Below are 25,428 nucleotides of genomic sequence, written 5' to 3'. Positions count from 1 at the left end.
GAAGAACAAATGAAGCGAATCGAAAAAGGAACTCCAGGTTATCTGGATTATAAGAAAAAAGTAGAAATCATCCGGACTGTGATTTATTTTCTGCTCGTAGCTGCCATTTTTACACTGGGCTACGTACAGACAAAAACAAGAAGCAATCTTCTGACAGTGGTGGCAATTCTTGGCTGTCTTCCTGCCGCAAAAGCGCTGGTGGGAGTTATCACCAGGTTTCCTTATGCTTCTGTAGATCAGAAGCTGGTTCATGAGGTTGATACAAAAGCACCGCATACGACCAGAGTATACGATCTTGTCCTGACAACCCGTGAAAAAATCATGCCGGTGGAGTGTGTGGTGATCTCCAACGGAACGGTATTTGGATACACAGACAGCAAAAAGGTCGATTTAAACGTCCTTTCCAAACATATCAGGGATATGATGACGCAGAATCGTCTTTCGTATTCCACTGTGAAATTTTATCAGGATTATAAGGTTTTTCTCTCCAGGATCGAAGGACTGGAATCGATCGCCATGGTAGAAAATGCCAAAATAAACGGAGAGGAAGAAGCGCAGACCAGACAGCTTCTTTTAAATCTCTCCATGTAATGAGGAGTTACAAAACATGCAGGAAATCAAGATTACAGAACAGGAAGCCGGGCAGCGGTTTGACAAGCTGCTTGGCAAATACTTAAATAAAGCCCCGAAGAGTTTTTTGTACAAAATGCTCCGGAAAAAAAATATTACGCTGAACGGGAAAAAGGCGTCCGGCAATGAAAAGCTGGCAAAGGGCGACTGTGTAAAATTATTTTTATCAGATGAAACGATTCAAAAATTTTCGGAAACGTTTTCCGGCTATACAAATGTCAGTCTGGACATTCTCTATGAGGATGAGGATATTATTCTGATCAATAAGCCTGTGGGGATGCTCTCCCAGAAAGCAGCAAGGTCAGACGAGTCTTTGGTGGAGCATCTGATTTCTTATCTGATCCAGAGCCATGCACTTACAGAGGAGGATCTCCGGACATTCAGACCTTCCATCTGCAACCGTCTGGACCGCAATACAAGCGGAATTGTAGCGGCAGGGAAAAGCATGGCAGGACTGCAGTCACTCAGCCAGATGTTTCATGACCGCACCATTGGAAAATATTATCTCTGCCTGACAGCGGGAATCATCGAAAAACCGAGCCGGGTAGAAGGATGGCTTTTTAAGGACGAGCGCACCAACAAAGTAGAAATACTGTTTCAGGAAAGACCTGGAAGTGCACGGATCATCACCGAATACCGTCCGATAAAGTCCCATGACGGTGTAACGCTTTTAGAAGTGCATCTGATCACCGGAAAGACCCACCAGATTCGTGCCCATCTGGCTTCGGTCGGACATCCGCTGATTGGAGACCACAAATACGGAGCATCGCAGATCAACCGGGAATACGAGCAGAAATATCACTTGCAGTCACAGCTTCTTCATGCTGCCAGACTGCAGTTTCCGGTATGTACGCAAACCTTATGCAACGTATCCAAGAAAGAGTTTACAGCGCCGCTTCCGAAACAGTTTTACAGGATTGCAGCCGAAAAAGGGGTGTTGTAATGGGAACCTGGAATTCAAGGGGACTTCGTGGTTCTACCCTGGAAGATATGATCAATTACACAAATACCCGGTATGAAGAAATGGGACTGGCGCTGATCCAGAAGGTGCCGACCCCGATCACTCCGGTTCGGATTGACAAGGAACGGCGTCATATCACACTTGCCTATTTTGACAAGGTCAGCACCGTGGATTATATCGGAGCTGTTCAGGGAATTCCCATTTGTTTTGACGCAAAAGAGTGTGCCGCAGATACATTTCCGCTTCAGAATGTTCACGAGCATCAGGTTTCTTTTATGGAGAAGTATGAAAAACAGCAGGGGATTTCTTTTCTGATTATTTATTACAGTCAGAAAGAAACGTTGTATTACATGAGATTTGAAGAACTTTTGAAATTCTGGAAACGGGCACAGTCCGGCGGGCGCAAAAGTATCCGGTTTGAAGAACTTTCCCCGGAATATTTTATGGCTTTGAAAAATCATTGTTTTGTCCCGTATCTGGATTATATTCAAAAAGATTTGGATGACAGGGATTGACAGAAGAAATGAAAGTTCGTATAATTACAGAATGATTTAATGTATTAGCATAGTAAAGTGAAAGGGTGTTATGAATTATGGAACAAAAGTTACATACTCCCGAAGGAGTTCGAGATATTTACAGTAATGAATGCAGAGCAAAGCTGGCAGTACAGGATAAACTTCATCAGGTGCTGCATCTTTACGGATATCAGGATATTCAGACTCCGACTTTTGAATATTTTGATGTGTTCCGCAAAGAGATCGGAACGATTTCATCCAGAGAGCTGTATAAGTTTTTTGACCGGGAGGGGGATACACTGGCACTTCGGCCGGATATCACTCCTTCGATCGCAAGAGCGGCAGCAACCCTGTTTGAGACCGAAGACTTTCCGATCCGTCTTTGTTATGTGGGAAGTACCTTTATCAATCACAGCAGTTATCAGGGACGCTTAAAAGAGAGTACACAGCTTGGTGCTGAGCTGATCGGAATCGATTCTGTGGAAGCAGATGCCGAGATGATCGCCATGGTCGTAGATGGTCTGAAAAAAGTAGGACTCAAAGAATTTCAGGTGAATATCGGGCATGTGGATTTTCTGCAGAGCCTCATGGAAGCTACAGGACTTTCAAAAGAGCAGCAGGAAGAAATCTATAATCTGATCGCAAACCGGAATTTCTTTGGAGTCGAGGAACTCTTAGAGCAGGCGGATGCCTCCCCGGAATTAAAAGAGACGTTCCGTCTGCTTCCGGAGTTCGCAGGAGATGTGGATGTGCTGAAAAAGGCCGTTGAGCATGCACCTACCGATCAGGCAAAACAAGCGGTGGGACGGCTTTTGAAGATTTATAAACTGCTTGCATTGTATGGGGCTGATGATTATGTGACCTTTGATCTGAGTATGAGCGGTCATTATGGATACTATACCGGGATTGTATTTCGGGCCTATACTTACGGAACCGGTGATGCCATTGTGACAGGCGGACGTTATGACCATCTTCTGGAAAAGTTTGGAAAGCAGACGCCGTCGATCGGATTTGCCATTATCATTGATGAGCTGCAAAACGCTCTGTCCAGACAGAAGATCACTGTGGAGACCGGTCACAACAATCTCATCGTCTATACCGATGCCACAGAAAAATGGGCCATTGCACTGGCAAAAGATTTCCGTGAAAAAGGAAAATACATGGAACTTTTGAAACGGACTGAGGAAGATTCAAAAGAGACCTTTATCGCTTACGGAAAACGGACACATGCGGTCAGCATGCTGTATTTGAACGAGAATCTGACGATTGACATGGTAAACCTCTCTACCGGAGAAGAAAAGAAGGTAAATGCCAGAAAAAAAGCGAAAGCGAGGGAGAACAGATGAAATATTTAACCTTTGCCCTGACCAAGGGACGCCTGGCAAGTAAAACACTGGAGATGCTGGAACAGCTTGGAATCACCTGTGAAGAAATGAAAGAGAAGGATTCCAGAAAACTGGTGTTTGTCAATGAAGAATTAAAATTAAAGTTTTTCCTCGCAAAAGGGCCGGATGTTCCGACTTATGTCGAATATGGAGCAGCAGATATCGGAGTTGTCGGCAAAGATACGATCGTGGAAGAAGGACGCAACGTACATGAGGTACTGGATCTTGGATTCGGCTCCTGCAGAATGTGTGTATGCGGGCCACAGGATGCCAAAGAGCTTTTGGAGCATCGTGAGGTGATCCGCGTGGCAACCAAATACCCAAAGATCGCAAAGGACTATTTTTATAATAAGAAGCATCAGACCGTAGAGATCATCAAGATGAACGGCTCCATTGAGCTGGCACCGATCGTCGGGCTTTCTGAAGTGATCGTTGATATTGTGGAGACGGGATCCACCTTAAAGGAAAACGGACTGACGGTGCTTGAAGAAGTGTGTCCGCTTTCTGCGCGCATGATCGTAAATCCAGTCAGCATGCGGATGGAGAATGACCGGATCCGTGATCTGATTGGAAGGATCCGAAATCTTTTGGAGGGGGAAACAGTATGAGAATTGAACGATTAGATGAAACAACCAGAAAAAATCTGCTCGAAGATCTGCTCAAAAGAAGTCCCAACAGTTATGGAACGTATGAAGCAAGTGTCCGCGAGATTCTGGATGAAGTAAAAAACAGACGTGACGAAGCCGTGTTCGCTTATACGGAAAAATTTGACGGTGCAGCACTTAATGCGGATAATATTCAGGTAACAGAAGAAGAGATTCAAAAAGCCTATTCCCAGGTGGATTCCTCTCTTCTGAATGTCATCCGAAAATCACTGAAAAATATCGAATCCTATCATGCAAAACAGATGCAGTACAGTTGGTTTGACAGCAAACCGGACGGTACGATCCTAGGACAGAAAGTGACGCCGCTTCAAAGGGTTGGTGTGTATGTACCGGGAGGAAAGGCTGTTTATCCGTCTTCTGTTCTGATGAATATCGTTCCCGCAAAAGTGGCTGGTGTGGATGAGATCATTATGGTCACGCCGCCGGGAAAAGACGGTAAAGTCAATCCGGCAACGCTGGTTGCGGCAAAGGAAGCGGGTGTGGATGCAGTCTATAAAGTGGGCGGTGCACAGGCAATCGCAGCACTTGCTTATGGAACCGAGAGCATCCCGAAAGTGGATAAGATTGTGGGACCGGGCAATATCTATGTAGCACTTGCCAAAAAAGCAGTGTACGGTCATGTCAGCATTGATTCGATCGCAGGACCGAGTGAGATCCTTGTTCTTGCAGACGAGACTGCCAATCCACGTTACGTGGCAGCGGATCTTCTGTCCCAGGCAGAACATGATGAGCTGGCATCTGCAATTCTTGTGACGACCAGTGAAGAGCTGGCAGAAGAAGTATCCCGGGAAGTGGACGGATTTGTAAAAGAGCTCTCCAGAGGTGAGATCATTCAGAAATCTCTGGATAACTATGGGCATATTCTGATCGCCGAGACACTGGATGACGCGATCGACGCGGCAAACGAAATCGCATCTGAGCATCTGGAAATCGTGACAAAAGATGCATTTACCGTGATGACCAAGATTCGCAATGCGGGTGCCATCTTTATCGGAGAATACAGCAGTGAGCCTCTTGGAGATTATTTTGCAGGACCAAATCATGTCCTTCCGACAAACGGGACTGCCAAATTCTTCTCTCCGTTGTCTGTAGATGACTTTTTGAAAAAATCCAGCATTATTTCTTACTCAGAAGAAGCACTGGAGACCGTACATCAGGACATCGAGCAGTTTGCAAAAGCAGAACAGCTCACGGCACATGCAAACTCCATCCATGTCCGCTTTGAAAAGAGGGATTAAAAATGGAACAGCGCGCAGCAACAATCGAACGAAAAACAAAAGAGACGGACATTTCTCTGACGATCAATCTGGATGGAACCGGGGAAAATGAGATTGCAACCGGAATTCCGTTTTTTGATCATATGCTGAATGGATTTGCCAGACATGGTCTGTTTGATCTGAAGGTGCACGTAACAGGAGATCTGGAGGTGGATTCCCATCATACGATCGAGGATACCGGGATCGTACTGGGGCAGGCAATCGCAGCAGCACTGGGAGAAAAAAAAGGGATCAAGCGTTACGGAAGCTTTCTGCTTCCTATGGACGAGACACTCGCCATGTGTGCAGTAGACTTATCTGGTCGCCCTTACCTGAATTATCAGGCAGAGTTTACAGTGGAAAAACTGGGAACTCTGGATACAGAGATGATCCGTGAATTCTTTTATGCAGTCTCTTACAGCGCAGCGATGAACCTGCATTTAAAGATCGTAGACGGAGGGAACAATCACCATATGGCAGAAGCCTTGTTCAAGGCATTTGGAAAGGCTCTGGATATGGCAACCATGGAGGAACCACGTATGAACGGGGTATGGTCTACGAAAGGCAGCTTATAAAGGAGAACAAAACGATGAGTTATAAAAGATTGATCCCCTGTATCTTTATTTACAAGGGAAAAGCAATAAAATGGTTTGATGATAAAGAAGTCATCTCAGACGATGTGATCGGGCTTGCAAAGCAGTACTGTGACAAAGGGGCAGATGAGCTGATCGTATTCGATCTGTCCAATACGGATGACGAGCATGATGAAGCGATCGATCTGATGAAAAAAGTAAACCGTGCCATCAGTATTCCAATGGTTGCAGGCGGAAATGTACGCAGACAGGAAGACGTGAAAAAGATTCTGTACACCGGTGCAAAACGGGCAATCCTGAATTTTTCCAAACCGCTGTCGTTTGAACTGATCGAAGAAGTATCCAAACGATTTGGAAAAGAACGGATCGCAGTATCTTTAAATGATTTTGATGCTTTGTTCAAACAGCAGCATCTGATCGACAAATTCAGTTCCGAGATTATTTTCATGCATCGCCTGGATCTGCTTTCTGTGATGAATATCACAGAGATTCCGTGCGTTGTTCTGACTGATACAATGGAACAGGAAGAGATTTTAAAAATCTTAAAATGCAAGGGTGTCAAGGGCGTTTCCGGTATGCTGATCAGCGAACCTGCACTTGATATCGATGCATTCAAAAATCATTGCATTTCTGAAGGAATTCAGATGACTTCTCTGGAAAGTACGATGAGTTTTTCTGATTTCACGCTGAATACGGACGGACTTCTTCCGGTTGTTGTACAGGATTATAAAACCAACGAGGTTCTGATGATGGCCTACATGAATGAAGAAGCATTTGAGCATACACTCAAATCTGGAAAAATGACCTATTACAGCAGAAGCAGACAGTGCCGCTGGGTAAAAGGAGAAACCTCCGGACATTATCAGTATGTAAAGGCGCTGTCAGCCGACTGTGACAACGATACGTTGCTGGCCAAGGTAGAGCAGATCGGAGTGGCCTGCCATACCGGAAATCATACCTGCTTTTATCGGCAGATTGTAGGAAATGAGTACGATTCTAAAAATCCGCTTCAGGTTTTTGAATCTGTATATGCAACGATTGCAGACAGAAAGCAGCATCCGAAGGAAGGATCTTATACCAACTATCTGTTTGATAAGGGGATTGACAAGATTCTGAAAAAGGTGGGAGAGGAAGCAACAGAGATCGTGATCGCTGCCAAGAATCCGAACCCGGAAGAGATCAAATATGAGATTTCTGATTTTCTGTATCATGCCATGGTACTCATGGTGGAACGCGGTGTCACATGGGAAGATATCGTAAAAGAACTGGCAGACAGATAAGTTCTAGTTCTTAAAAAAAAGACATATGATGGGGGTAAGAAGCCCGTCATATGTCTTTTTTACAGGAGGAACCTTTATGAACGAATCAGATGCACGCCGAAGAGAACTGCTCAGACAGACACGCAGACTTTATCATGAGACAGGCAGAAGCACGCCTGTGATTCATCCGAGATATGGAAATCTTACAACTTCTGTCACAGAGGACGATGCAGCAGAGGATCACTCTTTTTTGTTTCGTCTGGGACTTTCCATCCTTTGTTTTGCCTGTTTTGTCTGGATGGATTATGGCAAGATCGAGGTGGCAGAAGTCAACAGCGGCAGGATTTTAAATGGGATTGAGAAGCAGATTACACCGAAGGAAATGAAAGAAGAATTAATTCAGGTATGGAAAGCATTGTAGGAATGTGGTATTCTGTTACCGGAGGTTGAACTATGGCATACCAAAGAAGAAAAAGAAGATTTGACAGAAAAAAGGTCGTTCTGGTAGAACGAACGATCTGTATCCTGATTTTGCTCGCTTTGCTGGCACTTGCAGGACGGTGGATCGCAGGACAGCTGTCAAAAGAAGATTCGCAGAAAAAAAAGCAGACAAAGACGCAGACTGATAATACGGCTCAAAAGGAAGATAAAACTGAAGCGGAAAATACGCAGACTCCGGTCTATGATTTCGTATGCAGTGACGGCACCTTATCAGCAGAATTTCAGCAGACACTCTCTGATCGTGCAAAAGAAGATAAAAAAGTACAAAAGATTCTTGCAGATTCCCGCAATTATCCGGTGAGTATGCTGGAGCTTCTGGCAAAAAATGCAGAGACAACAGATTTCGTGGCAGATTATCCGGAGAAGAAAGATGAGGCACCTGCTGAATCCATCGGAGAAGTAAAAGAAGGTGAGATTCCGCTCTTGATCCAGTGGGATGAACGGTGGGGGTATATTCATTATGGAGATGGAATCATAGCGAACAGTGGATGTGGTCCGACAGCGCTTGCTATGGTAGCTGCAGGACTCACCGGAGATAACAGTATTACCCCGTATAAGATCGCATCCTATGCAGGCGCCAACGGATATTATGTGGCAGGCTCCGGAAGCAGCTGGAGTCTGATGACGGAAGCCGCTTTGAATTTTGGAGTAGCAGGAACAGAGATTGCATTGTCAGAAAGCTCTGTCACAGAAGAATTGAATGCAGGACATCCGATCATCTGCAGTATGAAGCAGGGCGATTTCACAACAGACGGACATTTTATCGTGCTGACAGGCATGGCAGACGGTAAGATTCAGGTGCATGATCCAAACAGTAAAGAACGAAGCAGCCGTACCTGGGATTATGCGACACTGGAACCACAGATTGAGAATTTGTGGAGTTTTACGAAATTATAATATTTTTTACGCAGGAGATGTAACAGCATGAAATTAAAAAACACAGTCCGGGAATTTGCAGTGATCACATTTGCCATGCTGATTGTATCGGCAGCCGTTTATTTTTTTATGGTTCCCAGTAAAATCGTCATGGGAAGTATTTCCGGTCTGGCGCTGGTATTTTCCCAGCTCACCGGGATTTCCATGTCGATCCTTACGTTCTTTCTAAATGCCATTTTGCTTGTGATCGGATTTTTGCTGATTGGGAAGGATTTTGGGGCGAAGACAATTTACACTTCGATCCTGCTTCCAATCTTTCTCTGGATCTTTGAACGATTGATTCCGGTCACAGAATCCGTTACAGGCAATCAGGTATTTGATCTTGTTACGTATACTCTGATCGTAGCGCTTGGACAGGCCATGTTGTTTCATGTCAATGCCTCTTCCGGCGGGTTAGATATTGTGGCAAAAATTCTCAATAAATTTGCACACATGGAACTTGGAAAAGCTGTCATGCTGTCCGGATTTGTAACAGCAATGACATCTATCCTGGTGTATGACGTACCGACACTCATTGTCAGTCTGCTTGGAACGTATGCAAACGGTATGGCTGTGGATTATTTTATTGATGGATTTAATAAGCGAAAACGGGTGTGCATCATTTCTGATGATTATAAGGAAATACAGAATTATATCATCCATGATCTGAAACGCGGTGCCACCCTCTATGTCGCCCAGGGCGCCTATGATGAAAAACACCGTACAGAACTTGTGACGATTCTTGCACAGCAGGAGTACCGGCTGCTTCTCAACTATCTGCACACCACAAAAAAGGACGTGTTTGTAACCGTTTCAACTGTCAATGAAGTGATCGGACAGTGGAATGCAAAGTAACAGGAAAACAAAAGCAAATCAATCCCCCACACCGAAATCGGTTTTTTCATACAGGACTTCCACAGACGGATCTTCCAGAAGGTCGGCATATTTTTGCATAAACCAGTCAACCAGTTCCTGATCCCGTTTGACGTCCGTGCTGTTGTTCGTAAACACATTGACAGTTCCCAATTCAAAATGTGTCTTTAACATCCGAATATCATAATCGATCATTTCTTTTGTCTGGCCTTTGATGCCGACCATCAGGCAGGGTGAATCAAAGTATTTGCGGACTTCTTCCGGAGAGTCAAAATCTGCATGCTTATTTAAATACTCCTCCCGGAAGGTTTTATCAAATGTTTCCACACCAATTTTAAAAGTAATGGGAATTCCCATATAATCCCGCATTTTCTGCAGATGTTTCCGGTACATCCAGTGGGATTCAAAAAACAGACGGTGGATCTGCTTTTCCGCAATAATTTCTTTGATCATTTTCAGAGTCTCTTCGGGAAGCTCAAAACAGCTTCCCGAATTGATGACTTCCAATACACCGAGTTCTCCGGTGACATGGGAGAGGACTTCCTGATTCAGAGCGTTCATTTCCTGAACATCCCGTGAATTATCCTCAATATAATCACAGAAACGGCATTTTCCCCAGGCACAGGGTCTGCCTTTTAACAGCACGATTTCCCGCGGATTTTTATTTGTAATCTTATTGTATCTTTCCATGAATATTCTCCTTACTTATTTACTGCTGCTTTAACGGAAGAAGGAAGCAGTGCCAGAAGTACGGCTGTCAGTGCCAGAACGATCGCTCTGTCTGCATAGTCGGTCAATCCCTGAACCATGCATACACTTGCAGTCAGCCCCAGACCAAGATGATGGAACAGCTGCACCAGAAGTGTAGATCCGGACGAGGTGATTCCACCGAATACGATTGCAGTAATAGAAGAGCTGACCAGCGTTCCCGGAATACTGATCATTCCGGCTCCAAACAGGATTTTTCCCAGATCTTTTCCGCCATGAGGCGGCATTTTCCGGAAAACAAAACCGGCCATACATCCGGTGATCATCTGGACCGGAAGGTAATAAAGCGCGTAAATATCAGTTGTCACGCCTCCGATCAGATTACTGACGATTCCGGGAATCATTCCATAAAAAGGCCCCATCACAGCGGCCGCAAACACCGTTCCAAAAGAATCCAGATAAATCGGAAGGCGAAGCAGCAGTGCGATCTGACCTCCGATCAGGTTGATCACCGAACAAAGGGCGAGGATACAAAGTTTATTGGTTGAAAATTTTCTCATAATACGTCTCCTTTCATGATCTGTTCCAGCATGGGCAGGCTTGTTTTGTCTGGTACACCAAGAACTCTGTCAAAAAACATCTGCATAAATGACAATGGAGATGTCCTGGTCAGAATATAGCTGTTTTTATGTCCTTTCCAGAAGTCAAATCTGTCTACAACGCTCTGTCCGATACACAGACCTTCCGTTGCAATTCTCGTACAGGCTTCCATTCCGCTGCAGAGAGTACGGTCGATAAAGTAAGCGACTGCAAGCGGATCATTGATGACACAGCCGATGATTCCTTCCTGTTTCCAGTGAAAATCAAAATAGAACCGGGTAATATTTCGGATACGTTCGCCCATCTGCGGATTCACACAACACATATATTCTAAAATGTCAGGAGTCAGGACGATTTTTCTTGTCACATCCAGTCCCACCATGTGAATCTGTTTGTCCTGTAAAACAGGCAGTTCTTCAAATGCACGATATACAATTTCTGCGGCATGCGGATCGCACCAGTAGTTGTACTCTGCGACCGGAGAGCAGTTTCCATGGCTCTGGCAGCTGCCGCCCATACTGATCAGTTCTCCAAGACCGGCAAGACTTTCAGGATCATTTTGAACCAGTCTGGCCAGGTTTGTCAGAGGTCCCAGAGCAATGATCGAAACCGGCTCCTCCTTTTGGGCAGCTTCATGCAGTGTACGGGCAAGAAAGCCCACACCATCCGTATTGATTGTTCCATCTGTGATTTCGGGGTAATGAGATTCGCCGAGACCGTCTTCCCCGTGGGTATCCATAGCATCCACATAAGGACGGACAAGCGGCAGTTCTTCTCCAAGATAAACAGGAATGTCCGGTCGGTTCATCCAGTGCAGAACTTTTTGCGCATTTGACGCGCCTTTTTTTGCCGGTACATTTCCAGAGACAACTGTGATCCCTAAAATCTCAAGTTCCGGTGATCGCAGCGCCAGCATCAGGGCGAGTGCGTCATCGATCCCGGGATCGCAGTCAATGATGACTTTTTTTGCATTCATTCTCCAATCTCCTTTACTTTTTTATTCCGTGGCAAAGACCACCTTACGAGATACTTGGTTTTTTATACTGGGAAGTTCACGAACCAGTCCAGAGGGCAAAATGCACCTCTGATTTGATAAATGCGAGGTAGAGTATAGCATACCGGAATCTGACTGTACAGAGTTTTCGGGAAAATAATTGAAAAAAATTCACGTAAAGTTCATGTTTATCCTGTATGCTATTGGAAGGAACGCATGATAAGGAGGGATTTCATGTCCAACACAACGAAACAGGCCCTGGAAGCATCTTTAAAGAAAGTAATGCTTCAAAAACCTCTGGACAAGATTACGATTTCTGATATTACATCGGATTGCGGAATCAGCAGGATGGCTTTTTATTATCACTTTAAAGATATTTACGATCTGGTTGAATGGTCCTGTCTGGAGGATGCAAAAAGAGCGCTGCAGGGGAAAAAGACCTATGATACATGGCAGGAAGGCATCCTGCAGATTTTTGAAGCAGTTTTGGAAAACAAGCCGTTTATTCTCAATGCATACCATTCTGTCAGCAGGGAACAGATTGAAAATTATCTGTTTCATCTGACCTATGATCTGCTGAAAGCAGTTGTGGAAGAGAAAACAGCCGGAATGCAGATTCGGGAGGAACAGAAAGAATTTATCGCAAATTTTTACAAATATAGTTTTGTGGGAATCATGCTGGACTGGATCAAACAGGGCATGAAGGAGGACTACAGTGAAATTGTAGACAATATGGCGCTGACGCTACATGGCAGTATTACGAATTCCGTCCAGAATTTTTTATCAAAAACCGATCCGTGATAAAAATTTTATCAAACGTCCTGATTTGTAAATTGAATTTCATGAATAAAAATCATAGTATATGGGCAGAAACAAAGATATCCGATCTGAATCGGACGACATTTCTGGAAAGGTGGTCATTACTATGGCAAAAAAACACGTTGGGATTGGAATTGCTGCGATCGCTGCAGGTGCAGGAGCTGCCACATATATGAAGAAAAAATCTCAGAAAAAGCAAAAGAAGGCACAGATGGATGCCCGGTATCAGGATTACCGGAACACAGAACGCGGAAAACAGGTGAAAAATAAAAAAGGGATCTATTATTCAAATGGAAATTATGAAGCATTTGCCAGACCGGAAAAACCGGAGGGGGTGGAAGAGAAGAGTGCTTATATCGTAGGAAGCGGGCTCGCCTCTCTTGCAGCTGCCTGCTTCCTGGTAAGAGACGGACAGATGCCGGGAGATCATATCCATATCCTGGAAGCAATGGATATTGCAGGAGGCGCATGTGACGGTATCTTCGATCCGACCAGAGGTTACGTGATGCGCGGAGGACGTGAGATGGAAAATCATTTCGAATGTCTGTGGGATCTGTTCCGCAGTATTCCGTCGCTGGAAGTGCCGAATGCATCCGTTTTGGATGAGTTTTACTGGTTGAACAAGCACGATCCGAATTACTCTCTTTGCCGGGCAACTGTCAATCGCGGAGAAGATGCCCATACAGACGGCAAATTTAATTTAAGCCAGAAGGGCTGCATGGAGATCATGAAGCTGTTCCTGACTCCGGATGAAGATCTGTATGATAAGACGATCGAGGATGTTTTTGATGAAGAAGTCTTTGACTCTACATTCTGGCTTTACTGGAGAACGATGTTTGCTTTTGAAAACTGGCACAGTGCACTGGAGATGAAGCTGTATTTCCAGAGATTCATTCATCATATTGCAGGACTGCCGGATTTCAGCGCTTTGAAATTCACAAGATACAATCAATATGAATCTCTGATTCTTCCTATGCAGAAATATCTGGAAGCAGCAGGTGTTGATTTTCAGTTTCATACCGAAGTAACGAACGTCGTATTTGAGAGAAAAGACGGAAAGAAGGTAGCTTCGGCCATTGAATGCAAAGTCAATGGTGTGGAGAAAGGAATCCTTCTGACTGAGAAAGATCTGGTATTTGTGACAAACGGAAGCTGTACAGAAGGAACTGTCTACGGAGATCATCATCACGCACCGAACGGAGATGCAGAAGTCCGTACAAGCGGCTGCTGGTCACTCTGGAAAAATATTGCCAGACAGGATCCGGCCTTTGGACATCCGGAGAAGTTCTGTTCTGATATTTCAAAGACTAACTGGGAATCTGCTACGATCACAACGCTGGATGATAAGATTATTCCTTATATTACAAATATCTGCAAACGGGATCCACGCAGTGGAAACGTTGTGACCGGAGGAATTGTAAGCTGTAAAGACTCCAAGTGGCTGATGAGCTGGACGATCAACCGTCAGGGACAGTTCAAACAGCAGGATCCGGAAAAAGTATGCGTCTGGGTTTACGGACTTTTCACGGATGTTCCTGGAGATTATATCAAAAAACCGATGAAAGACTGTACCGGAGAGGAGATTACGGCAGAATGGCTGTATCACATCGGCGTGCCGACAGATGAGATTCCGGAACTCGCAAAAAACAGTGCACTTTGTGTACCGACGATGATGCCTTATATTACAGCATTCTTTATGCCGAGAACAAAAGGAGACCGGCCGGATGTCATTCCGGATGGCTGCATCAATTTCGCATTTCTCGGACAGTTTGCAGATACGCCGAGAGATACCGTATTTACGACAGAATATTCTGTCCGTACAGCAATGGAAGCTGTCTATGGACTGCTCGGTGTAGACCGCGGGGTACCGGAAGTGTGGGGCAGTGTGTATGATGTACGAGAACTTTTAGACAGTTCCGTTAAATTGATGGACGGAAGATCTCCGCTGGAGATTGAACTGCCGGGACCGCTCAATGCATTGAAAAAGCCATTGATACGGATCGTAAAAGGAACTGTGATTGAAAAACTGCTGAGAGATCATGATATTTTAAGGGACAGTATGTTTTAAACAGCAGAAATATGCGATTCTACCGACAGTCGATTGCCAAAAATTCAGGGATTCTTTATACTGAAAATATCAAAACAATAAGGAGTGATGTTTTTCACGTATGAAATTGACAATCAAAAGTTTGGGGGATTCGTAGCAGCGCTGAGGAAAGAAAAAGGTTACACACAGAAGGAACTGGCAGAAAAACTGTTTCTTTCTAATAAGGCGATATCAAAATGGGAACGTGGACTGAGTCTCCCAGATATCGCCTTATTGGAACCTCTGGCAGATATCCTGGGAGTAACAGTCGCAGAGCTGCTAAAAGGTGAGCGGATTCATGCCGCACTTGAGCCGCAGGAGATGGATGAACTGCTGGGAAAAACCATTCATTTGTCAGACAATCAAAAACACGTACATTCTGGTTTTCACAAAATGTGGTATTTGTTTGTCCTGGGATTCAGCATATTGGAATTCGGAATTTTAATATGGCAGGATGTAAATCTGATCCAGAAGGACATCTTTGTTTTAGAAGCTTTATTTGCCTTATTTGGTGCAGGGTTCTGCTTATTTGCAAAAGAACAGCTTCCGACTTATTATGATGAAAATGAACTTCATTATGTGTCCGACGGGGTCTTCCGAATGAATATTCCGTTTATTCGGATTCACAACAGTAACTGGCCGTATATTGTAAAATGCTGCCGATACTGGATGCTGGGATCCATGATCCTATTTCCTGTTGTCAGCTTTCTCCTGGTTACGGCAGGCTTGTGGGAATCGTCTCAAAAAGCGGTTACTTTGATTTGGGTATTCGGGTTGTTTGGTACCATTCTTGGAACTGGAAAATATTATGAATAGATGGGGATTGGTGTAAAATTATATCCCATTCGCTCTTGACAAATCTTTTTTAAAATAGCTATGATTCAAATTGTTTGAATCATAGCTATTTTATTAGAAAATCAGATAATGTTGCTTCTCATTCCAAGCGTACAGTGCGCCAGTAATTTTTCTTCATCAAGTATCTCTATTTGTTTTCGGGAGGTATCTAAGATCCCTTCTTTTTTCAGGATCCGAAATCGAGCGCTCCATCTGGGCAGTGGACGCTCCCGCAATGCTGGCAAGTTCTGACTGCGACAGCGGGATTTTCGCAGAGAGCGGGTGGACTTTTGTAAGATAGAGGTATAAGATATCGCAAATTCTGGCCAGACATGGTTCAAATGTCTGATTGATACTGTCAAAGAACATATATCCGATAAAATCACAATTCTCACGAAGCAGCTCCCCGGCAAAGGTTCCGTTTTCTGTTGCTATCTTTTTCAAAGTGGGATACGACATCTTGTATACCTCACAGTCTGTCAGTGCCTGTATGATCATTTCATATTCCACACGAAATTCATGAATCTCGACGCCTACCGGGAAAATAGTCCGGGGCCAAACATATTCAAAGACTTCTTCCCCTGTTCATGCCCAAGTGAAAGATGGACAATTCCGTTTTTGATATAGTAAGCAGTGTTATTGATCACTCCATATTGTGTCAGATAACTGCCTTTTCTGATCTGCGTCTTCTGCACCTCATAATTTAAGATTACATCCTCAAAATCATTCAGATAATTTGCCAGATAAATACTCGGAATGATATGCGGTTCAATGTCAGCCATTTTTTTCATCCTTTCAGCGGTTCTTAAGATCTGTTTATTTTATTCTAATTTCCATCGGTCCTGTGAGTCAAGAAAAAAGAAGAAAAAATCGTTCTTTTCCCTCATATGAGGGGGGAACTATTCAGAAGGAACTTTTATAGTATAAATCAGAAAGATTCAAGGAAATAGAAAGGATGACAAACATGAAAGTTTTTGAACCTATGAAGATCAATGGTCTGGAACTGAAAAACAGGATGGTCGTATCAGCCATGGTGACCAATTATTGTACACCGGACGGAAAGGCAACCGAAAAATTTATTGCCTATCACGAACACAAAGCAAAAGGCGGATGGGCAGATTGAAAGCCATCGGAAGCTGACCGAACGCGTTCACGCCGCAGGCGGAAAAATCGCAGCTCAGATTTATCATGCCGGAAGAGAGACAAGCAGTGCCGTGACCGGAGTGCAGCCCGTAGCCCCTTCTGCAGTCCGGGAGCCAAGTATGCCGGAAACACCCAGAGAATTGACGATCCCGGAAATCCATACTCTGGTAGAGCAATTCGGTGACTGTGCAAAAAGAGCCAAAGCAGCCGGATTTGATGCAGTAGAAGTGCATGGAGCGCACGGATATCTGGCAGGCGCTTTCGCATCCCCGTTTTCTAACAAACGAAGTGACGAATATGGCGGAACGATCCGCAATCGTGCAAGATTTGGCATGGAGATTATTCGGAACATCAAAGAAAAATGCGGAAAAGACTATCCGGTGTTGTATCGGATCTCTTCTGTAGAATATGTGCCGGGCGGGCTGGATATCGAAGAGTCAAAGGTCATCGCAAGGTTGATGGAAGAAGCGGGCGCAGACTGTATTCACTGTTCCCAGGGTGTATACGCATCCACGCACACGATCATTCCGCCCTCCGTATTTCTGCGGGCGGGTTATGTGGAACATGCCGCAGAAATGAAAAAAGCAGTTCAGATTCCTGTTATCGCTGTAGGACGAATCAATGATGTAGAGATTGCGGAAAGTGTTCTCCAGTCCAAAAAGGCAGATCTTGTGACCATGGCAAGAGCCTCCCTGGCGGATCCAGAACTGCCAAACAAGGTTCTGAAAGGACGGGGAGATGAAGTGATCCGTTGTATCGGCTGTCTGCATGGCTGTATCGGAGAGAACGGAAAAGGAAACGGTATCCGCTGCCTGGTAAATCCGCTTACCGGAATGGAAGATGAATATGATTTGACTCCTGCCGAAAAGGCAAAACAGGTCCTCGTTATAGGCGGTGGTATTGCAGGATGTGAGGCTACGATCTCGGCAGCGTTAAAGGGACATAAAGTCACTTTGATCGAAAAAAATGACCGATTGGGCGGACAGTGGATTCCCGCATCGGTTCCGATTGGAAAAAGCGAGTTTACTTCGTTTTTGTGCTAGCAGAAGAGTATGCTGGAGAAAATGCATGTACAGATCCTTCTGAATACAACCGCCGATGCAGAACTGATCAAACTCTATGAACCGGATACGGTCATCATCGCAACCGGAAGCAGACCGTTTATTCCGCCGATTCAAGGTGCAGATCAGGATTTTGTCGTAGCTGCTCATGATGTACTCCTTGGAAAAACAGAGCCGGGCAATCGTGTTGTAGTCATCGGCGGCGGTCTCGTAGGAGCTGAAACTGCCGATATGCTCGGTCAGCAATGTGAACAGGTAACCATTATAGAAATGCTTCCGCAGATTATGAAAGATGGAGAAGCAGCTCCAACAAAATACATGAAAGAGCGGTTTTTCCAAAACGGAGTTCAGATTCATACTTCTACAAAACTTTTGGAAATCGGAGATCATACGGTAACCGCAGAAAAAGACGGGGAAAGATTTGTACTTGAAAATATTGATACGGTTATTATTGCAGTCGGCGTGAAAACAGACAGAACCCTTCTGGATTCCATGGAACATGTTTCCTGCAAAGTATTAAAAGTGGGAGATGCCAATGGGGTGAAAAACGGATATCTTGGAATCCGGGAAGGATACGAGGCAGGATTGAATGCGTAAAGAAAAGGAGAGGGAAAAATGGCAGAAGCAGTAAAAGATTATCAAAAGCTGGAACATGATATCATTCGTCTTGCAGGCGGTGCAGACAATATTGCCAGTGCACAACGGTGCGCGACCAGACTCCGTCTGGTTTTGAAAAATACACCCGGACAGGCAGAGGAAAAAATCAAAGCCCTGCCCGGCGTGATCACGGTTGTACAGAAACAGGGACAGTTTCAAGTCGTGATAGGAAATCATGTGGGAGATGTATTCGAGGCAGTTTCGGCAGAACTTGAAACAAACAAAAAAGCAGAACAGGAAGAACGCCCAAAAGAAAAAGAAAACCTGTTAAACCGCCTGCTTCAGATGATATCAGGAGTATTTGCACCTGTCTGTTATGTCCTTGCAGCCGGAGGACTTTTACAGGGATTGCTGATCATTCTTACAATGGCAGTACCATCCGTGACAGAAACCGGAGTCTATCCGGAAATCACCTATACCTCTTCTGTACTGCCGCCTTTGATTTTAGTTGCACTGCTGTCCAAGCTGGAGAAATTTCTAAATAAACATTTGCCGGAATTGATCAAATCCTTATTTACTCCGCTTATCTGCCTGGCAGCGCTGGTTCCACTGACCATCGTTGTGATCGATCCATTGATCCAGTGGCTGTCCAATGGAGTTGCCGCCGGATACAATCTTCTGTATCAGATGGCGCCTCCGATCGCAGGTGCAGTTGTCGGCGGGGTGTGGCAGGTGATCGTAATCTTTGGCATTCACTGGGGGATGGTTCCGATTGTAATTGCCAATTTTGCGCAGAACGGACAGGACACACTGCAGATTTTTATTCAGATTGCTGTAATTTCACAGATGGCAGCTGCATTTGGAGTATTTTTAAAAGCAAAAGACAAGCAGCTGAGAACAGATGCACTGTCCGCCGGAATCACAGGAATTTTCGGAATTACAGAACCGGCAATCTATGGGATTACACTGCCGAGAAAGAAACCGTTTATTTATGGCTGTATCTGGGCTGCAATCGGAAGTGCAATCGCTGCGATACTGGGAGCAACACAGTATGTGTATGCAGGACTTCCGGGACTGATCTCCGTGGTAAATTCCATATCTGTGGAAAATCCGGGTTCATTTCCAGCCTGTGCCACAGGAGCAGCAGTGACGATTACAGGAACAATCGGAAGTATCCTGCTGTTTGGGTGCGAACCAAAGCAAAAGGAAAACGCAGAGCATTCTATTTTGGGACAAACTGTTTTCAGTCCGCTGACAGGAGAACTCAAATCTCTAAAAGACGTCAATGATCCCACATTTTCAGAAGAGATACTTGGAAAAGGAATTGCAATTCTTCCAAAAGAAGGAATCGTCTATGCGCCTTTTGACGGAGTAGTGTCCGCTCTTTTTGATACAAAACATGCAATTGGACTGACAGACGATCAGGGAATGGAGCTTTTGATCCATGTAGGACTGGAAACGGTAAATTTGGGCGGAACTCATTTTGAGGTGCATATTTCTCAGGGGGATCTGGTGAAAAAAGGTGATCCGCTGATTACATTTGATCTGCAGGAAATCCAGAAAACACATGATGTCATTACACCGGTTCTTATTACAAACGCAGATGATTTTTCAGAAATCGTGGTACAAAAAGAATTCGGTCCGGTAAAAGCAGGAGATGCAATTTTAACAGTCAAAAAATAGAGAAAGGATAAAAAAGAGATGAATCGAGTAATATTTCCAAAGGATTTTTTATGGGGCGGGCAGTGGCAGCCAACCAGTGTGAAGGAGCGTATTTGGAGGATGGAAAAGGGCTGTCCATTCAGGATATCATGCCAAAGGGAATCAAGGGGGCACCTACAGAAGAACCTACAGCGGACAACATGAAGCTTGTGGCAGTCGATTTTTACCATCGTTACAAAGAAGATATTGCCATGCTTGCAGAGATGGGATTTAAGGTGTTTCGATTTTCTATTGCATGGTCCAGAATTTTCCCAAATGGAAATGACAAAGAGCCAAATGAAAAAGAACTTCACTTCTATGATGATGTACTGAATGAGTGCAAAAAGTATGGTATTGAGCCATTGGTGACGATTTCCCATTACGAGACTCCATTGCATCTTGCAAGAGAGTATGACGGATGGAGGAGCCGAAAGCTCATCGACTTTTATATGAATTTCTGTAAAGTAATCTTTGAACGCTACAAAGGAAAAGTAAAGTACTGGCTTACTTCTAATGAAATCAATTCTGTGCTGCATCAGCCTCTGATCAGCGGTGGAATCCTGACTCCAAAGGAACAGCTCACAAAGCAGGAGCTGTATCAGGCAATCCATCATGAACTGGTTGCATCAGCAAAAGCAGTAAAGCTGGCGCATGAGATTATGCCGGACAGTCAGGTTGGCTGCATGATTCTGGCAATGCCGACATACCCGCTGACACCAAAGCCGGAGGATGTACTGGCAGCAATGCAGGCAGAACAGAAAAACTATTTCTTTGCAGATGTTCAGGCGCGCGGTGCATATCCAAAATATCTGGACAGCTATCTGAAAGAACAGAATGTCAGGATCAAGACAAAAATCCTGACGGGAACTATTGCTGTCTATATCGGAATCGTCTGTTATCTGTCCACAAAATTTGCACAGGGATCCACAACTGTTGGTATGATCGTATCCATCAAATTTATGAATTACAGCCGCTTTCACACACATCTGTATTGTTTCCACACTGTCTTCATGATAAACTGTCTTTATAAATGATAAAAATCACGGAGCTGAAACACGCATGGAAAAACTACAGAATACCAAAGAACCTTCCAGGGATCCGGAACGTATGAAATACCGGCTTTCGGAAGCGATGAAAGAATGTATGAAATATGCGCCGGTAGAAAAAATCACAGTAAAAGAAATTGTTGAAGTATGCGGTACAACAAGGCAGACCTTTTACCGAAACTTTCAGGACAAATACGATTTGATCAACTGGTATTTTGATAAGATTCTTTTGAAATCTTTCGAGTACATGGGAAAGAGCGAAACAATCTACGAAGGACTTGTCAATAAATTTTATTATATCCAGCAGGAGAATCTGTTTTTTCGTACTGCCTTTAAGAATGATGATCAGAACTGCCTGAGGGATCACGACTTTCATCTGATCCTTCAATTTTATACAGACCAGATTGAACAGAAGACCGGAGAGAAAATTTCAGAGCATTTGCGTTTCTTACTGGAAATGTATTGCCAGGGTTCCATCTATATGACTGTACAGTGGGTTCTTGGAAAGTTGAAAGGAACTCCAGAAGAAATTGCACGCTCTCTGGTTGATGCTATGCCTCTGAAACTAATGGAAGTATTTAAGGTATTAAATCTATTGTAAAGTGACAAATTTGACAGTTTTTCACTTTCTATTTTTGTGAAAATTGTTAAAATCAAAACAAAGGAGAGTGATACAAATGGCAAATAGAATTATGCTGAACGAAACATCTTATCATGGGGCAGGAGCAATCCAGGAAATTGCAGCAGAAGCAAAGGCAAGAGCTTTCAAAAAAGCATTCGTCTGCTCGGATCCGGATCTGATCAAATTCGGAGTCACAGGAAAGGTGACAGACGTTCTTGACAAAGCTGGGCTTGCTTATGAAATTTATTCTGACATCAAAGCAAACCCGACCATCGAAAATGTACAGAATGGTGTTGCCGCATTCAAAGCTGCCAAAGCAGATTACATTGTTGCAATTGGCGGCGGTTCTTCTATGGATACCGCAAAGGCAATCGGTATTATCATTGCAAATCCGGAATTTGAAGACGTAAGAAGTCTGGAGGGTGTGGCGCCTACAACAAAACCCTGTATTCCAATCATTGCCGTTCCGACAACTGCAGGAACAGCTGCAGAAGTTACCATCAACTATGTGATCACAGATGTGGAAAGAAAAAGAAAATTGGTCTGTGTGGATCCGCATGATATGCCGATCATTGCGATCGTTGATCCGGATATGATGTCCTCTATGCCAAAGGGACTGACTGCCTCTACCGGTATGGATGCACTGACACATGCCATCGAAGGTTATACAACCAAAGGAGCATGGGAGATGACAGATATGTTCCACTTAAAAGCGATCGAGATCATTTCCAGATCTTTGAGAAGTGCAGTAGCAAATGAAAAAGAAGGACGGGAAGGAATGGCTCTCGGACAGTATATCGCAGGGATGGGATTTTCCAATGTCGGCCTTGGAATTGCGCATTCCATGGCACATACATTAGGAGCTGTTTATGATACGCCTCATGGTGTCGCATGTGCGATGATGCTTCCAATTGTTATGGAATACAATGCAGATTGCTCCGGAGAAAAATATCGCGAAATCGCATGTGCTATGGGCGTGAAAGGTGTAGATGAGATGTCTGCTGACGAGTACAGAAAAGCTGCTGTGGATGCAGTACAGAAACTTTCTGTAGATGTAGGAATCCCAACAAAACTGGAAGCACTCAAAGAAGAAGATCTTCCGTTCCTTGCCGAATCTGCGCACGCAGATGCATGTGCACCAGGCAATCCAAAAGATGCCAGTGTAGAAGATCTGAAAAACTTATTCAGAAAACTGATGTAAACAGAACCAGACAGGACAGCCGTTGAAAGAGATGGCAATCCTGTCTTTTTTACTTTTAAAAGTTTATTAAGCTAAAGCGTTAATTTGCCAGTTCTTTAAAAAAATAAAGAAAACAGTGCAAAACCTATTGACAATTTATTAAAAAAGTATAAAATATCTATAAAACAGAGTGCACTCTATTATAAAGGAATGGGAGATGAAAATTTTATGGCAACTTTTATAACAGGGCTTGTAATACTTTTACTTGGAGGCTGGCTGTACGGGAAATTTGTAGAGCATGTCTTTAAACCTGACGATCGCGAGACTCCAGCCGTACGAATGAAAGACGGTATTGATTATGTTCCTATGAATAAATGGAAGAACGCATTGATCAACCTCTTAAATATCGCAGGTACTGGTCCGATTTTTGGGCCGATTCAGGGGATCTTGTTTGGACCAATCGCATTTATTACCATTCCAATCGGATGTGTGATCAGCGGTGCAACACATGACTATTTAAGCGGAATGATGTCACTTCGCCAGAATGGTGCACAAATGCCGGGAATCATCCGGAAATTTCTGGGAAATAAAACCTATCAGGTGTATAATATTTTCCTTTGTTTTCTGATGCTTCTTGTTGGTGCTGTTTTCACCTATACCCCGGGAGATCTATTCGCAGGACAGATTTGCGGATTTCAGGATGTCAATGTATGGACATGGGTAATTTACGGAGTGATCTTACTTTACTATCTGGTCGCAACTTTGTTCCCGATTGATAAGATCATTGGTAAGATTTATCCGATTTTCGGTGCGATTCTGCTCTTATCGGCAGTCGGAGTATTTGCTGGAATCTTTATTCAGGGATATCAGCTTGATAATATTGATTTCAGCCATGGTCTCAAAGGAATTTTTGATGTGTATCCGATCTTTGATGCAGAAGGAAATTCGGGAGCAGGAACAAAATTCATTCCTGTCTTTTTCGTAACAGTAGCCTGTGGAATTACATCTGGTTTTCACTCTACACAGTGTACTTTAATTGGACGCTCTGTAGAACATGAAAAAGAAGGACGCACAGTCTTTTATGGAATGATGATTCTGGAAGGCCTGATCGCCATGATCTGGGCAGCAGCAGCTATGGGACTTTACAACAGCGGTTCTACTGCCGGAGCTACCGCAGCAGTTGGCGAAGTTGCAAAAGGTCTGCTTGGTCCTGTGGGAGGAATCATCGCAATCCTCGGTGTGATTGTTCTTCCAATCACATCCGGAGATACAGCCCTTCGCTCCTGCCGTCTGATGGTTGCAGATTACCTGCACATTGATCAGAAAACCAGAAAAAATCGTGTACTTGTGACATTGGGAATTTTTATTCCTGTCATTTTGATCCTTGTTTTTGCAAAAATGAATACAGAAGGATTTAATATCCTCTGGAGATATTTTGCATGGAGCAACCAGACCATCGGAGTTTTCGCATTTGCTGCAATTACTATTTATCTGATGGCGAAAAAGGGGGCAAAAAAAGGAATCTATCTGATTGCATTGATTCCAGGAAGTTTTTATATGTTCATCATATCTTCTTTCATTTTGAGTCAGAAAATTGGATTTGGTCTGCCAATGACAGTTGCTTATATTATCGCAGGTGTTTTGACCGCTCTCTATTTTGCCGGTCTGATCAAGCTTGGCAGAAAATATGCTGCCAGCCATGAGGAAGAGTAACCTTTTCTCTATGAAACTGTTTTCTTAATATTTACATAAAAGTTCCTTCTGCGTTATAATATTTATTATAAGCTCAAAAGAAAGAAGGAATTGAAAATGAAAGTTTTGATGTTAAATGGAAGCCCGAGAAAAGAAGGCTGCACGTATACCGCACTTATCCAGATTGCCGGGGTTTTAGAGAAAAACGGAATCGAAAGCGAAATTTTTCAGGCTGGAACCCCGGAACTTGAAAATGTAAGAGCAGCTGCCGAAAAGATGAAAGAGGCAGATGCTCTGATCGTCGGCTCTCCGGTATACTGGGCATCTCCAAGCGGGCAGATCATCGAATTTATGGATAAGTTCTGTTCTCTTGCCGGAAAAGATATGTTGCTGAAACCTGCTGCCGCCATTGCATCCGCAAGACGCGCCGGCACCACAGCAACCTTGGATGTCCTCTTAAAATACTTTTCATTCCACCAGATGCCAATCGTTTCTTCCAACTATTGGAATATGGTACACGGCAACACTCCGGATGAAGTACTTCAGGACAAAGAAGGAATTCAGATCATGCATGTTCTCGGCAAAAATATGGCATGGCTTCTGCATTGTCTGGAAGCCGGAAAAAATGCTGGAATTTCAAAACCGGAATCAGAAGAGAAGGTAAAGACAAACTTTATCCGTTAAATCTCTGATTTTTCAACACATCCCGGATCGTATTTCATCCGGGATATGTTTTTTAATACAAAAACTTACTAAATTTCTGATTATCTTTTCATAAGTTGGTAAATGCCG

Annotated in this window: 27 protein-coding genes, 1 pseudogene and 1 riboswitch; of the genes and pseudogenes, 23 read left to right on the top strand and 5 right to left on the bottom strand. The window is 43.9% G+C overall.

All coding sequences use genetic code 11. The features are described 5' to 3' along the window. Positions 1-9 precede the first annotated feature (9 nt). The 11 genes from FXV78_RS15930 to FXV78_RS15880 all read left to right on the top strand — a co-directional run bounded on the left by FXV78_RS15930 (position 10) and on the right by FXV78_RS15880 (position 9,535). Entirely contained in the window at positions 10-591 is a 582-nt protein-coding gene (locus tag FXV78_RS15930; RefSeq protein WP_022037364.1) for a hypothetical protein, read from the top strand. A 16-nt stretch (positions 592-607) separates the two neighbouring features. Next, positions 608-1,573 (top strand): RluA family pseudouridine synthase, encoded by a 966-nt coding sequence (locus FXV78_RS15925; protein ID WP_004843408.1) that lies wholly within the window; start codon positions 608-610, stop codon positions 1,571-1,573. Next, positions 1,573-2,106: a Holliday junction resolvase RecU gene (locus tag FXV78_RS15920; protein ID WP_004843407.1), complete on the top strand. Its 534-nt coding sequence runs from the start codon at positions 1,573-1,575 to the stop codon at positions 2,104-2,106. Before FXV78_RS15925 ends, FXV78_RS15920 begins: the two co-directional genes overlap by 1 nt. A 77-nt stretch (positions 2,107-2,183) precedes the next feature. Beyond that, a complete protein-coding gene (hisZ, locus tag FXV78_RS15915; RefSeq protein ID WP_004843406.1) occupies positions 2,184-3,452 on the top strand; it encodes an ATP phosphoribosyltransferase regulatory subunit in 1,269 nt (422 codons plus the stop codon). Further along, the gene (gene hisG / locus FXV78_RS15910; RefSeq protein WP_004843405.1) at positions 3,449-4,099 is read left to right on the top strand and encodes an ATP phosphoribosyltransferase; all 651 of its coding nucleotides are present in this window, start codon (positions 3,449-3,451) and stop codon (positions 4,097-4,099) included. Before hisZ ends, hisG begins: the two co-directional genes overlap by 4 nt. Continuing rightward, a complete protein-coding gene (hisD, locus tag FXV78_RS15905; protein WP_004843404.1) occupies positions 4,096-5,394 on the top strand; it encodes a histidinol dehydrogenase in 1,299 nt (432 codons plus the stop codon). Before hisG ends, hisD begins: the two co-directional genes overlap by 4 nt. A gap of 2 nt (positions 5,395-5,396) precedes the next feature. Further along, entirely contained in the window at positions 5,397-5,987 is a 591-nt protein-coding gene (hisB, locus tag FXV78_RS15900) for an imidazoleglycerol-phosphate dehydratase HisB (RefSeq protein ID WP_004843403.1), read from the top strand. A 14-nt stretch (positions 5,988-6,001) separates the two neighbouring features. Continuing rightward, complete coding sequence (hisIE, locus tag FXV78_RS15895) at positions 6,002-7,285, top strand: bifunctional phosphoribosyl-AMP cyclohydrolase/phosphoribosyl-ATP diphosphatase HisIE (protein WP_039959818.1); 1,284 nt, start codon at positions 6,002-6,004, stop codon at positions 7,283-7,285. A 76-nt stretch (positions 7,286-7,361) separates the two neighbouring features. Further along, positions 7,362-7,685, top strand: a complete 324-nt coding sequence (locus tag FXV78_RS15890; protein ID WP_009244717.1) for a hypothetical protein — start codon at positions 7,362-7,364, stop codon at positions 7,683-7,685. A gap of 32 nt (positions 7,686-7,717) precedes the next feature. Continuing rightward, a complete protein-coding gene (locus FXV78_RS15885) occupies positions 7,718-8,662 on the top strand; it encodes a C39 family peptidase (protein WP_004843400.1) in 945 nt (314 codons plus the stop codon). Between the two features lie 27 nt (positions 8,663-8,689). Continuing rightward, entirely contained in the window at positions 8,690-9,535 is an 846-nt protein-coding gene (locus FXV78_RS15880; protein WP_004843399.1) for a YitT family protein, read from the top strand. Between the two features lie 18 nt (positions 9,536-9,553). Here FXV78_RS15880 and FXV78_RS15875 read toward each other — a convergent pair whose 3' ends face one another. The 3 genes from FXV78_RS15875 to FXV78_RS15865 are packed head-to-tail and all read right to left on the bottom strand — an operon-like array spanning position 9,554 to position 11,837. Then, complete coding sequence (locus FXV78_RS15875; protein ID WP_004843398.1) at positions 9,554-10,243, bottom strand: hypothetical protein; 690 nt, start codon at positions 10,241-10,243, stop codon at positions 9,554-9,556. A gap of 11 nt (positions 10,244-10,254) precedes the next feature. After that, positions 10,255-10,821, bottom strand: a complete 567-nt coding sequence (locus FXV78_RS15870; protein WP_004843397.1) for an ECF transporter S component — start codon at positions 10,819-10,821, stop codon at positions 10,255-10,257. Beyond that, positions 10,818-11,837, bottom strand: coding sequence for a nucleoside hydrolase (locus tag FXV78_RS15865; protein WP_009244715.1), 1,020 nt, complete (start codon positions 11,835-11,837; stop codon positions 10,818-10,820). The genes FXV78_RS15870 and FXV78_RS15865 overlap by 4 nt, the downstream gene beginning before the upstream one ends. Before the next feature lie 48 nt (positions 11,838-11,885). Then, positions 11,886-11,930, bottom strand: a riboswitch (PreQ1 riboswitch). A gap of 159 nt (positions 11,931-12,089) precedes the next feature. On the opposite strand from FXV78_RS15865, the gene FXV78_RS15860 reads away from it, so the two are divergent. From FXV78_RS15860 to FXV78_RS15850, 3 genes are all read left to right on the top strand, one after another. After that, a complete protein-coding gene (locus FXV78_RS15860; protein WP_009244714.1) occupies positions 12,090-12,656 on the top strand; it encodes a TetR/AcrR family transcriptional regulator in 567 nt (188 codons plus the stop codon). Between the two features lie 124 nt (positions 12,657-12,780). Beyond that, a complete protein-coding gene (locus tag FXV78_RS15855) occupies positions 12,781-14,742 on the top strand; it encodes an oleate hydratase (protein WP_023923586.1) in 1,962 nt (653 codons plus the stop codon). 87 nt (positions 14,743-14,829) lie between these two features. Further along, entirely contained in the window at positions 14,830-15,576 is a 747-nt protein-coding gene (locus FXV78_RS15850; protein WP_004843391.1) for a helix-turn-helix domain-containing protein, read from the top strand. A gap of 156 nt (positions 15,577-15,732) precedes the next feature. Here the strand turns inward: FXV78_RS15850 and FXV78_RS18360 are convergent, their stop codons facing one another. Then, the gene (locus FXV78_RS18360; RefSeq protein WP_225084182.1) at positions 15,733-16,104 is read right to left on the bottom strand and encodes a cyclic nucleotide-binding domain-containing protein; all 372 of its coding nucleotides are present in this window, start codon (positions 16,102-16,104) and stop codon (positions 15,733-15,735) included. 23 nt (positions 16,105-16,127) lie between these two features. Beyond that, positions 16,128-16,376, bottom strand: coding sequence for a hypothetical protein (locus tag FXV78_RS18355; RefSeq protein ID WP_009244697.1), 249 nt, complete (start codon positions 16,374-16,376; stop codon positions 16,128-16,130). 173 nt (positions 16,377-16,549) lie between these two features. Between FXV78_RS18355 and FXV78_RS18995 the strand changes: the two are divergent. From FXV78_RS18995 to FXV78_RS15805, 9 genes and pseudogenes are all read left to right on the top strand, one after another. Beyond that, positions 16,550-17,417 (top strand): annotated as a pseudogene (locus FXV78_RS18995) (NADH:flavin oxidoreductase); the annotation flags it as partial. Next, positions 17,415-17,780: an FAD-dependent oxidoreductase gene (locus FXV78_RS18990; protein ID WP_408631348.1), complete on the top strand. Its 366-nt coding sequence runs from the start codon at positions 17,415-17,417 to the stop codon at positions 17,778-17,780. The pseudogene FXV78_RS18995 and the gene FXV78_RS18990, both read left to right, overlap by 3 nt. Before the next feature lie 9 nt (positions 17,781-17,789). Beyond that, positions 17,790-18,395: an FAD-dependent oxidoreductase gene (locus tag FXV78_RS18725; RefSeq protein WP_004843386.1), complete on the top strand. Its 606-nt coding sequence runs from the start codon at positions 17,790-17,792 to the stop codon at positions 18,393-18,395. A gap of 18 nt (positions 18,396-18,413) precedes the next feature. Continuing rightward, the gene (locus FXV78_RS15830; protein WP_004843384.1) at positions 18,414-20,078 is read left to right on the top strand and encodes a glucose PTS transporter subunit IIA; all 1,665 of its coding nucleotides are present in this window, start codon (positions 18,414-18,416) and stop codon (positions 20,076-20,078) included. 50 nt (positions 20,079-20,128) lie between these two features. After that, the gene (locus FXV78_RS15825) at positions 20,129-21,130 is read left to right on the top strand and encodes a glycoside hydrolase family 1 protein (RefSeq protein ID WP_004843383.1); all 1,002 of its coding nucleotides are present in this window, start codon (positions 20,129-20,131) and stop codon (positions 21,128-21,130) included. Between the two features lie 25 nt (positions 21,131-21,155). Then, positions 21,156-21,743, top strand: coding sequence for a TetR/AcrR family transcriptional regulator C-terminal domain-containing protein (locus tag FXV78_RS15820; RefSeq protein WP_004843382.1), 588 nt, complete (start codon positions 21,156-21,158; stop codon positions 21,741-21,743). A 76-nt stretch (positions 21,744-21,819) separates the two neighbouring features. Continuing rightward, positions 21,820-22,965 carry a lactaldehyde reductase gene (fucO, locus tag FXV78_RS15815; RefSeq protein WP_004843381.1) on the top strand — a complete coding sequence of 382 codons (1,146 nt, stop codon included), beginning with the start codon at positions 21,820-21,822 and terminating at the stop codon, positions 22,963-22,965. Positions 22,966-23,172: 207 nt separating this feature from the next. Next, complete coding sequence (locus FXV78_RS15810) at positions 23,173-24,657, top strand: carbon starvation CstA family protein (protein WP_039959814.1); 1,485 nt, start codon at positions 23,173-23,175, stop codon at positions 24,655-24,657. A gap of 96 nt (positions 24,658-24,753) precedes the next feature. Then, a complete protein-coding gene (locus tag FXV78_RS15805; protein WP_004843379.1) occupies positions 24,754-25,320 on the top strand; it encodes a flavodoxin family protein in 567 nt (188 codons plus the stop codon). Positions 25,321-25,428 lie beyond the last annotated feature (108 nt).

Source organism: Mediterraneibacter gnavus ATCC 29149, from assembly GCF_008121495.1.
Lineage (GTDB): Bacteria > Bacillota > Clostridia > Lachnospirales > Lachnospiraceae > Mediterraneibacter > Mediterraneibacter gnavus.
Note: the sequence above shows the minus strand (reverse complement) of the source record. Positions and strands in the feature narration are given on the sequence as shown.

Excerpts from the sequence above, each read along its gene's own strand:
- FXV78_RS15930 (WP_022037364.1), top strand. The coding sequence starts at position 10 with ATGAAGCGAATCGAAAAAGGAACTCCAGGTTATCTGGATTATAAGAAA.
- FXV78_RS15925 (WP_004843408.1), top strand. The coding sequence starts at position 608 with ATGCAGGAAATCAAGATTACAGAACAGGAAGCCGGGCAGCGGTTTGAC.
- FXV78_RS15920 (WP_004843407.1), top strand. The coding sequence starts at position 1,573 with ATGGGAACCTGGAATTCAAGGGGACTTCGTGGTTCTACCCTGGAAGAT.
- hisZ (WP_004843406.1), top strand. The coding sequence starts at position 2,184 with ATGGAACAAAAGTTACATACTCCCGAAGGAGTTCGAGATATTTACAGT.
- hisG (WP_004843405.1), top strand. The coding sequence starts at position 3,449 with ATGAAATATTTAACCTTTGCCCTGACCAAGGGACGCCTGGCAAGTAAA.
- hisD (WP_004843404.1), top strand. The coding sequence starts at position 4,096 with ATGAGAATTGAACGATTAGATGAAACAACCAGAAAAAATCTGCTCGAA.
- hisB (WP_004843403.1), top strand. The coding sequence starts at position 5,397 with ATGGAACAGCGCGCAGCAACAATCGAACGAAAAACAAAAGAGACGGAC.
- hisIE (WP_039959818.1), top strand. The coding sequence starts at position 6,002 with ATGAGTTATAAAAGATTGATCCCCTGTATCTTTATTTACAAGGGAAAA.
- FXV78_RS15890 (WP_009244717.1), top strand. The coding sequence starts at position 7,362 with ATGAACGAATCAGATGCACGCCGAAGAGAACTGCTCAGACAGACACGC.
- FXV78_RS15885 (WP_004843400.1), top strand. The coding sequence starts at position 7,718 with ATGGCATACCAAAGAAGAAAAAGAAGATTTGACAGAAAAAAGGTCGTT.
- FXV78_RS15880 (WP_004843399.1), top strand. The coding sequence starts at position 8,690 with ATGAAATTAAAAAACACAGTCCGGGAATTTGCAGTGATCACATTTGCC.
- FXV78_RS15875 (WP_004843398.1), bottom strand. The coding sequence starts at position 10,243 with ATGGAAAGATACAATAAGATTACAAATAAAAATCCGCGGGAAATCGTG.
- FXV78_RS15870 (WP_004843397.1), bottom strand. The coding sequence starts at position 10,821 with ATGAGAAAATTTTCAACCAATAAACTTTGTATCCTCGCCCTTTGTTCG.
- FXV78_RS15865 (WP_009244715.1), bottom strand. The coding sequence starts at position 11,837 with ATGAATGCAAAAAAAGTCATCATTGACTGCGATCCCGGGATCGATGAC.
- FXV78_RS15860 (WP_009244714.1), top strand. The coding sequence starts at position 12,090 with ATGTCCAACACAACGAAACAGGCCCTGGAAGCATCTTTAAAGAAAGTA.
- FXV78_RS15855 (WP_023923586.1), top strand. The coding sequence starts at position 12,781 with ATGGCAAAAAAACACGTTGGGATTGGAATTGCTGCGATCGCTGCAGGT.
- FXV78_RS15850 (WP_004843391.1), top strand. The coding sequence starts at position 14,830 with ATGTTTTTCACGTATGAAATTGACAATCAAAAGTTTGGGGGATTCGTA.
- FXV78_RS18355 (WP_009244697.1), bottom strand. The coding sequence starts at position 16,376 with ATGGCTGACATTGAACCGCATATCATTCCGAGTATTTATCTGGCAAAT.
- FXV78_RS18990 (WP_408631348.1), top strand. The coding sequence starts at position 17,415 with ATGGCAAGAGCCTCCCTGGCGGATCCAGAACTGCCAAACAAGGTTCTG.
- FXV78_RS18725 (WP_004843386.1), top strand. The coding sequence starts at position 17,790 with ATGCTGGAGAAAATGCATGTACAGATCCTTCTGAATACAACCGCCGAT.
- FXV78_RS15830 (WP_004843384.1), top strand. The coding sequence starts at position 18,414 with ATGGCAGAAGCAGTAAAAGATTATCAAAAGCTGGAACATGATATCATT.
- FXV78_RS15825 (WP_004843383.1), top strand. The coding sequence starts at position 20,129 with ATGGGGCGGGCAGTGGCAGCCAACCAGTGTGAAGGAGCGTATTTGGAG.
- FXV78_RS15820 (WP_004843382.1), top strand. The coding sequence starts at position 21,156 with ATGGAAAAACTACAGAATACCAAAGAACCTTCCAGGGATCCGGAACGT.
- fucO (WP_004843381.1), top strand. The coding sequence starts at position 21,820 with ATGGCAAATAGAATTATGCTGAACGAAACATCTTATCATGGGGCAGGA.
- FXV78_RS15810 (WP_039959814.1), top strand. The coding sequence starts at position 23,173 with ATGGCAACTTTTATAACAGGGCTTGTAATACTTTTACTTGGAGGCTGG.
- FXV78_RS15805 (WP_004843379.1), top strand. The coding sequence starts at position 24,754 with ATGAAAGTTTTGATGTTAAATGGAAGCCCGAGAAAAGAAGGCTGCACG.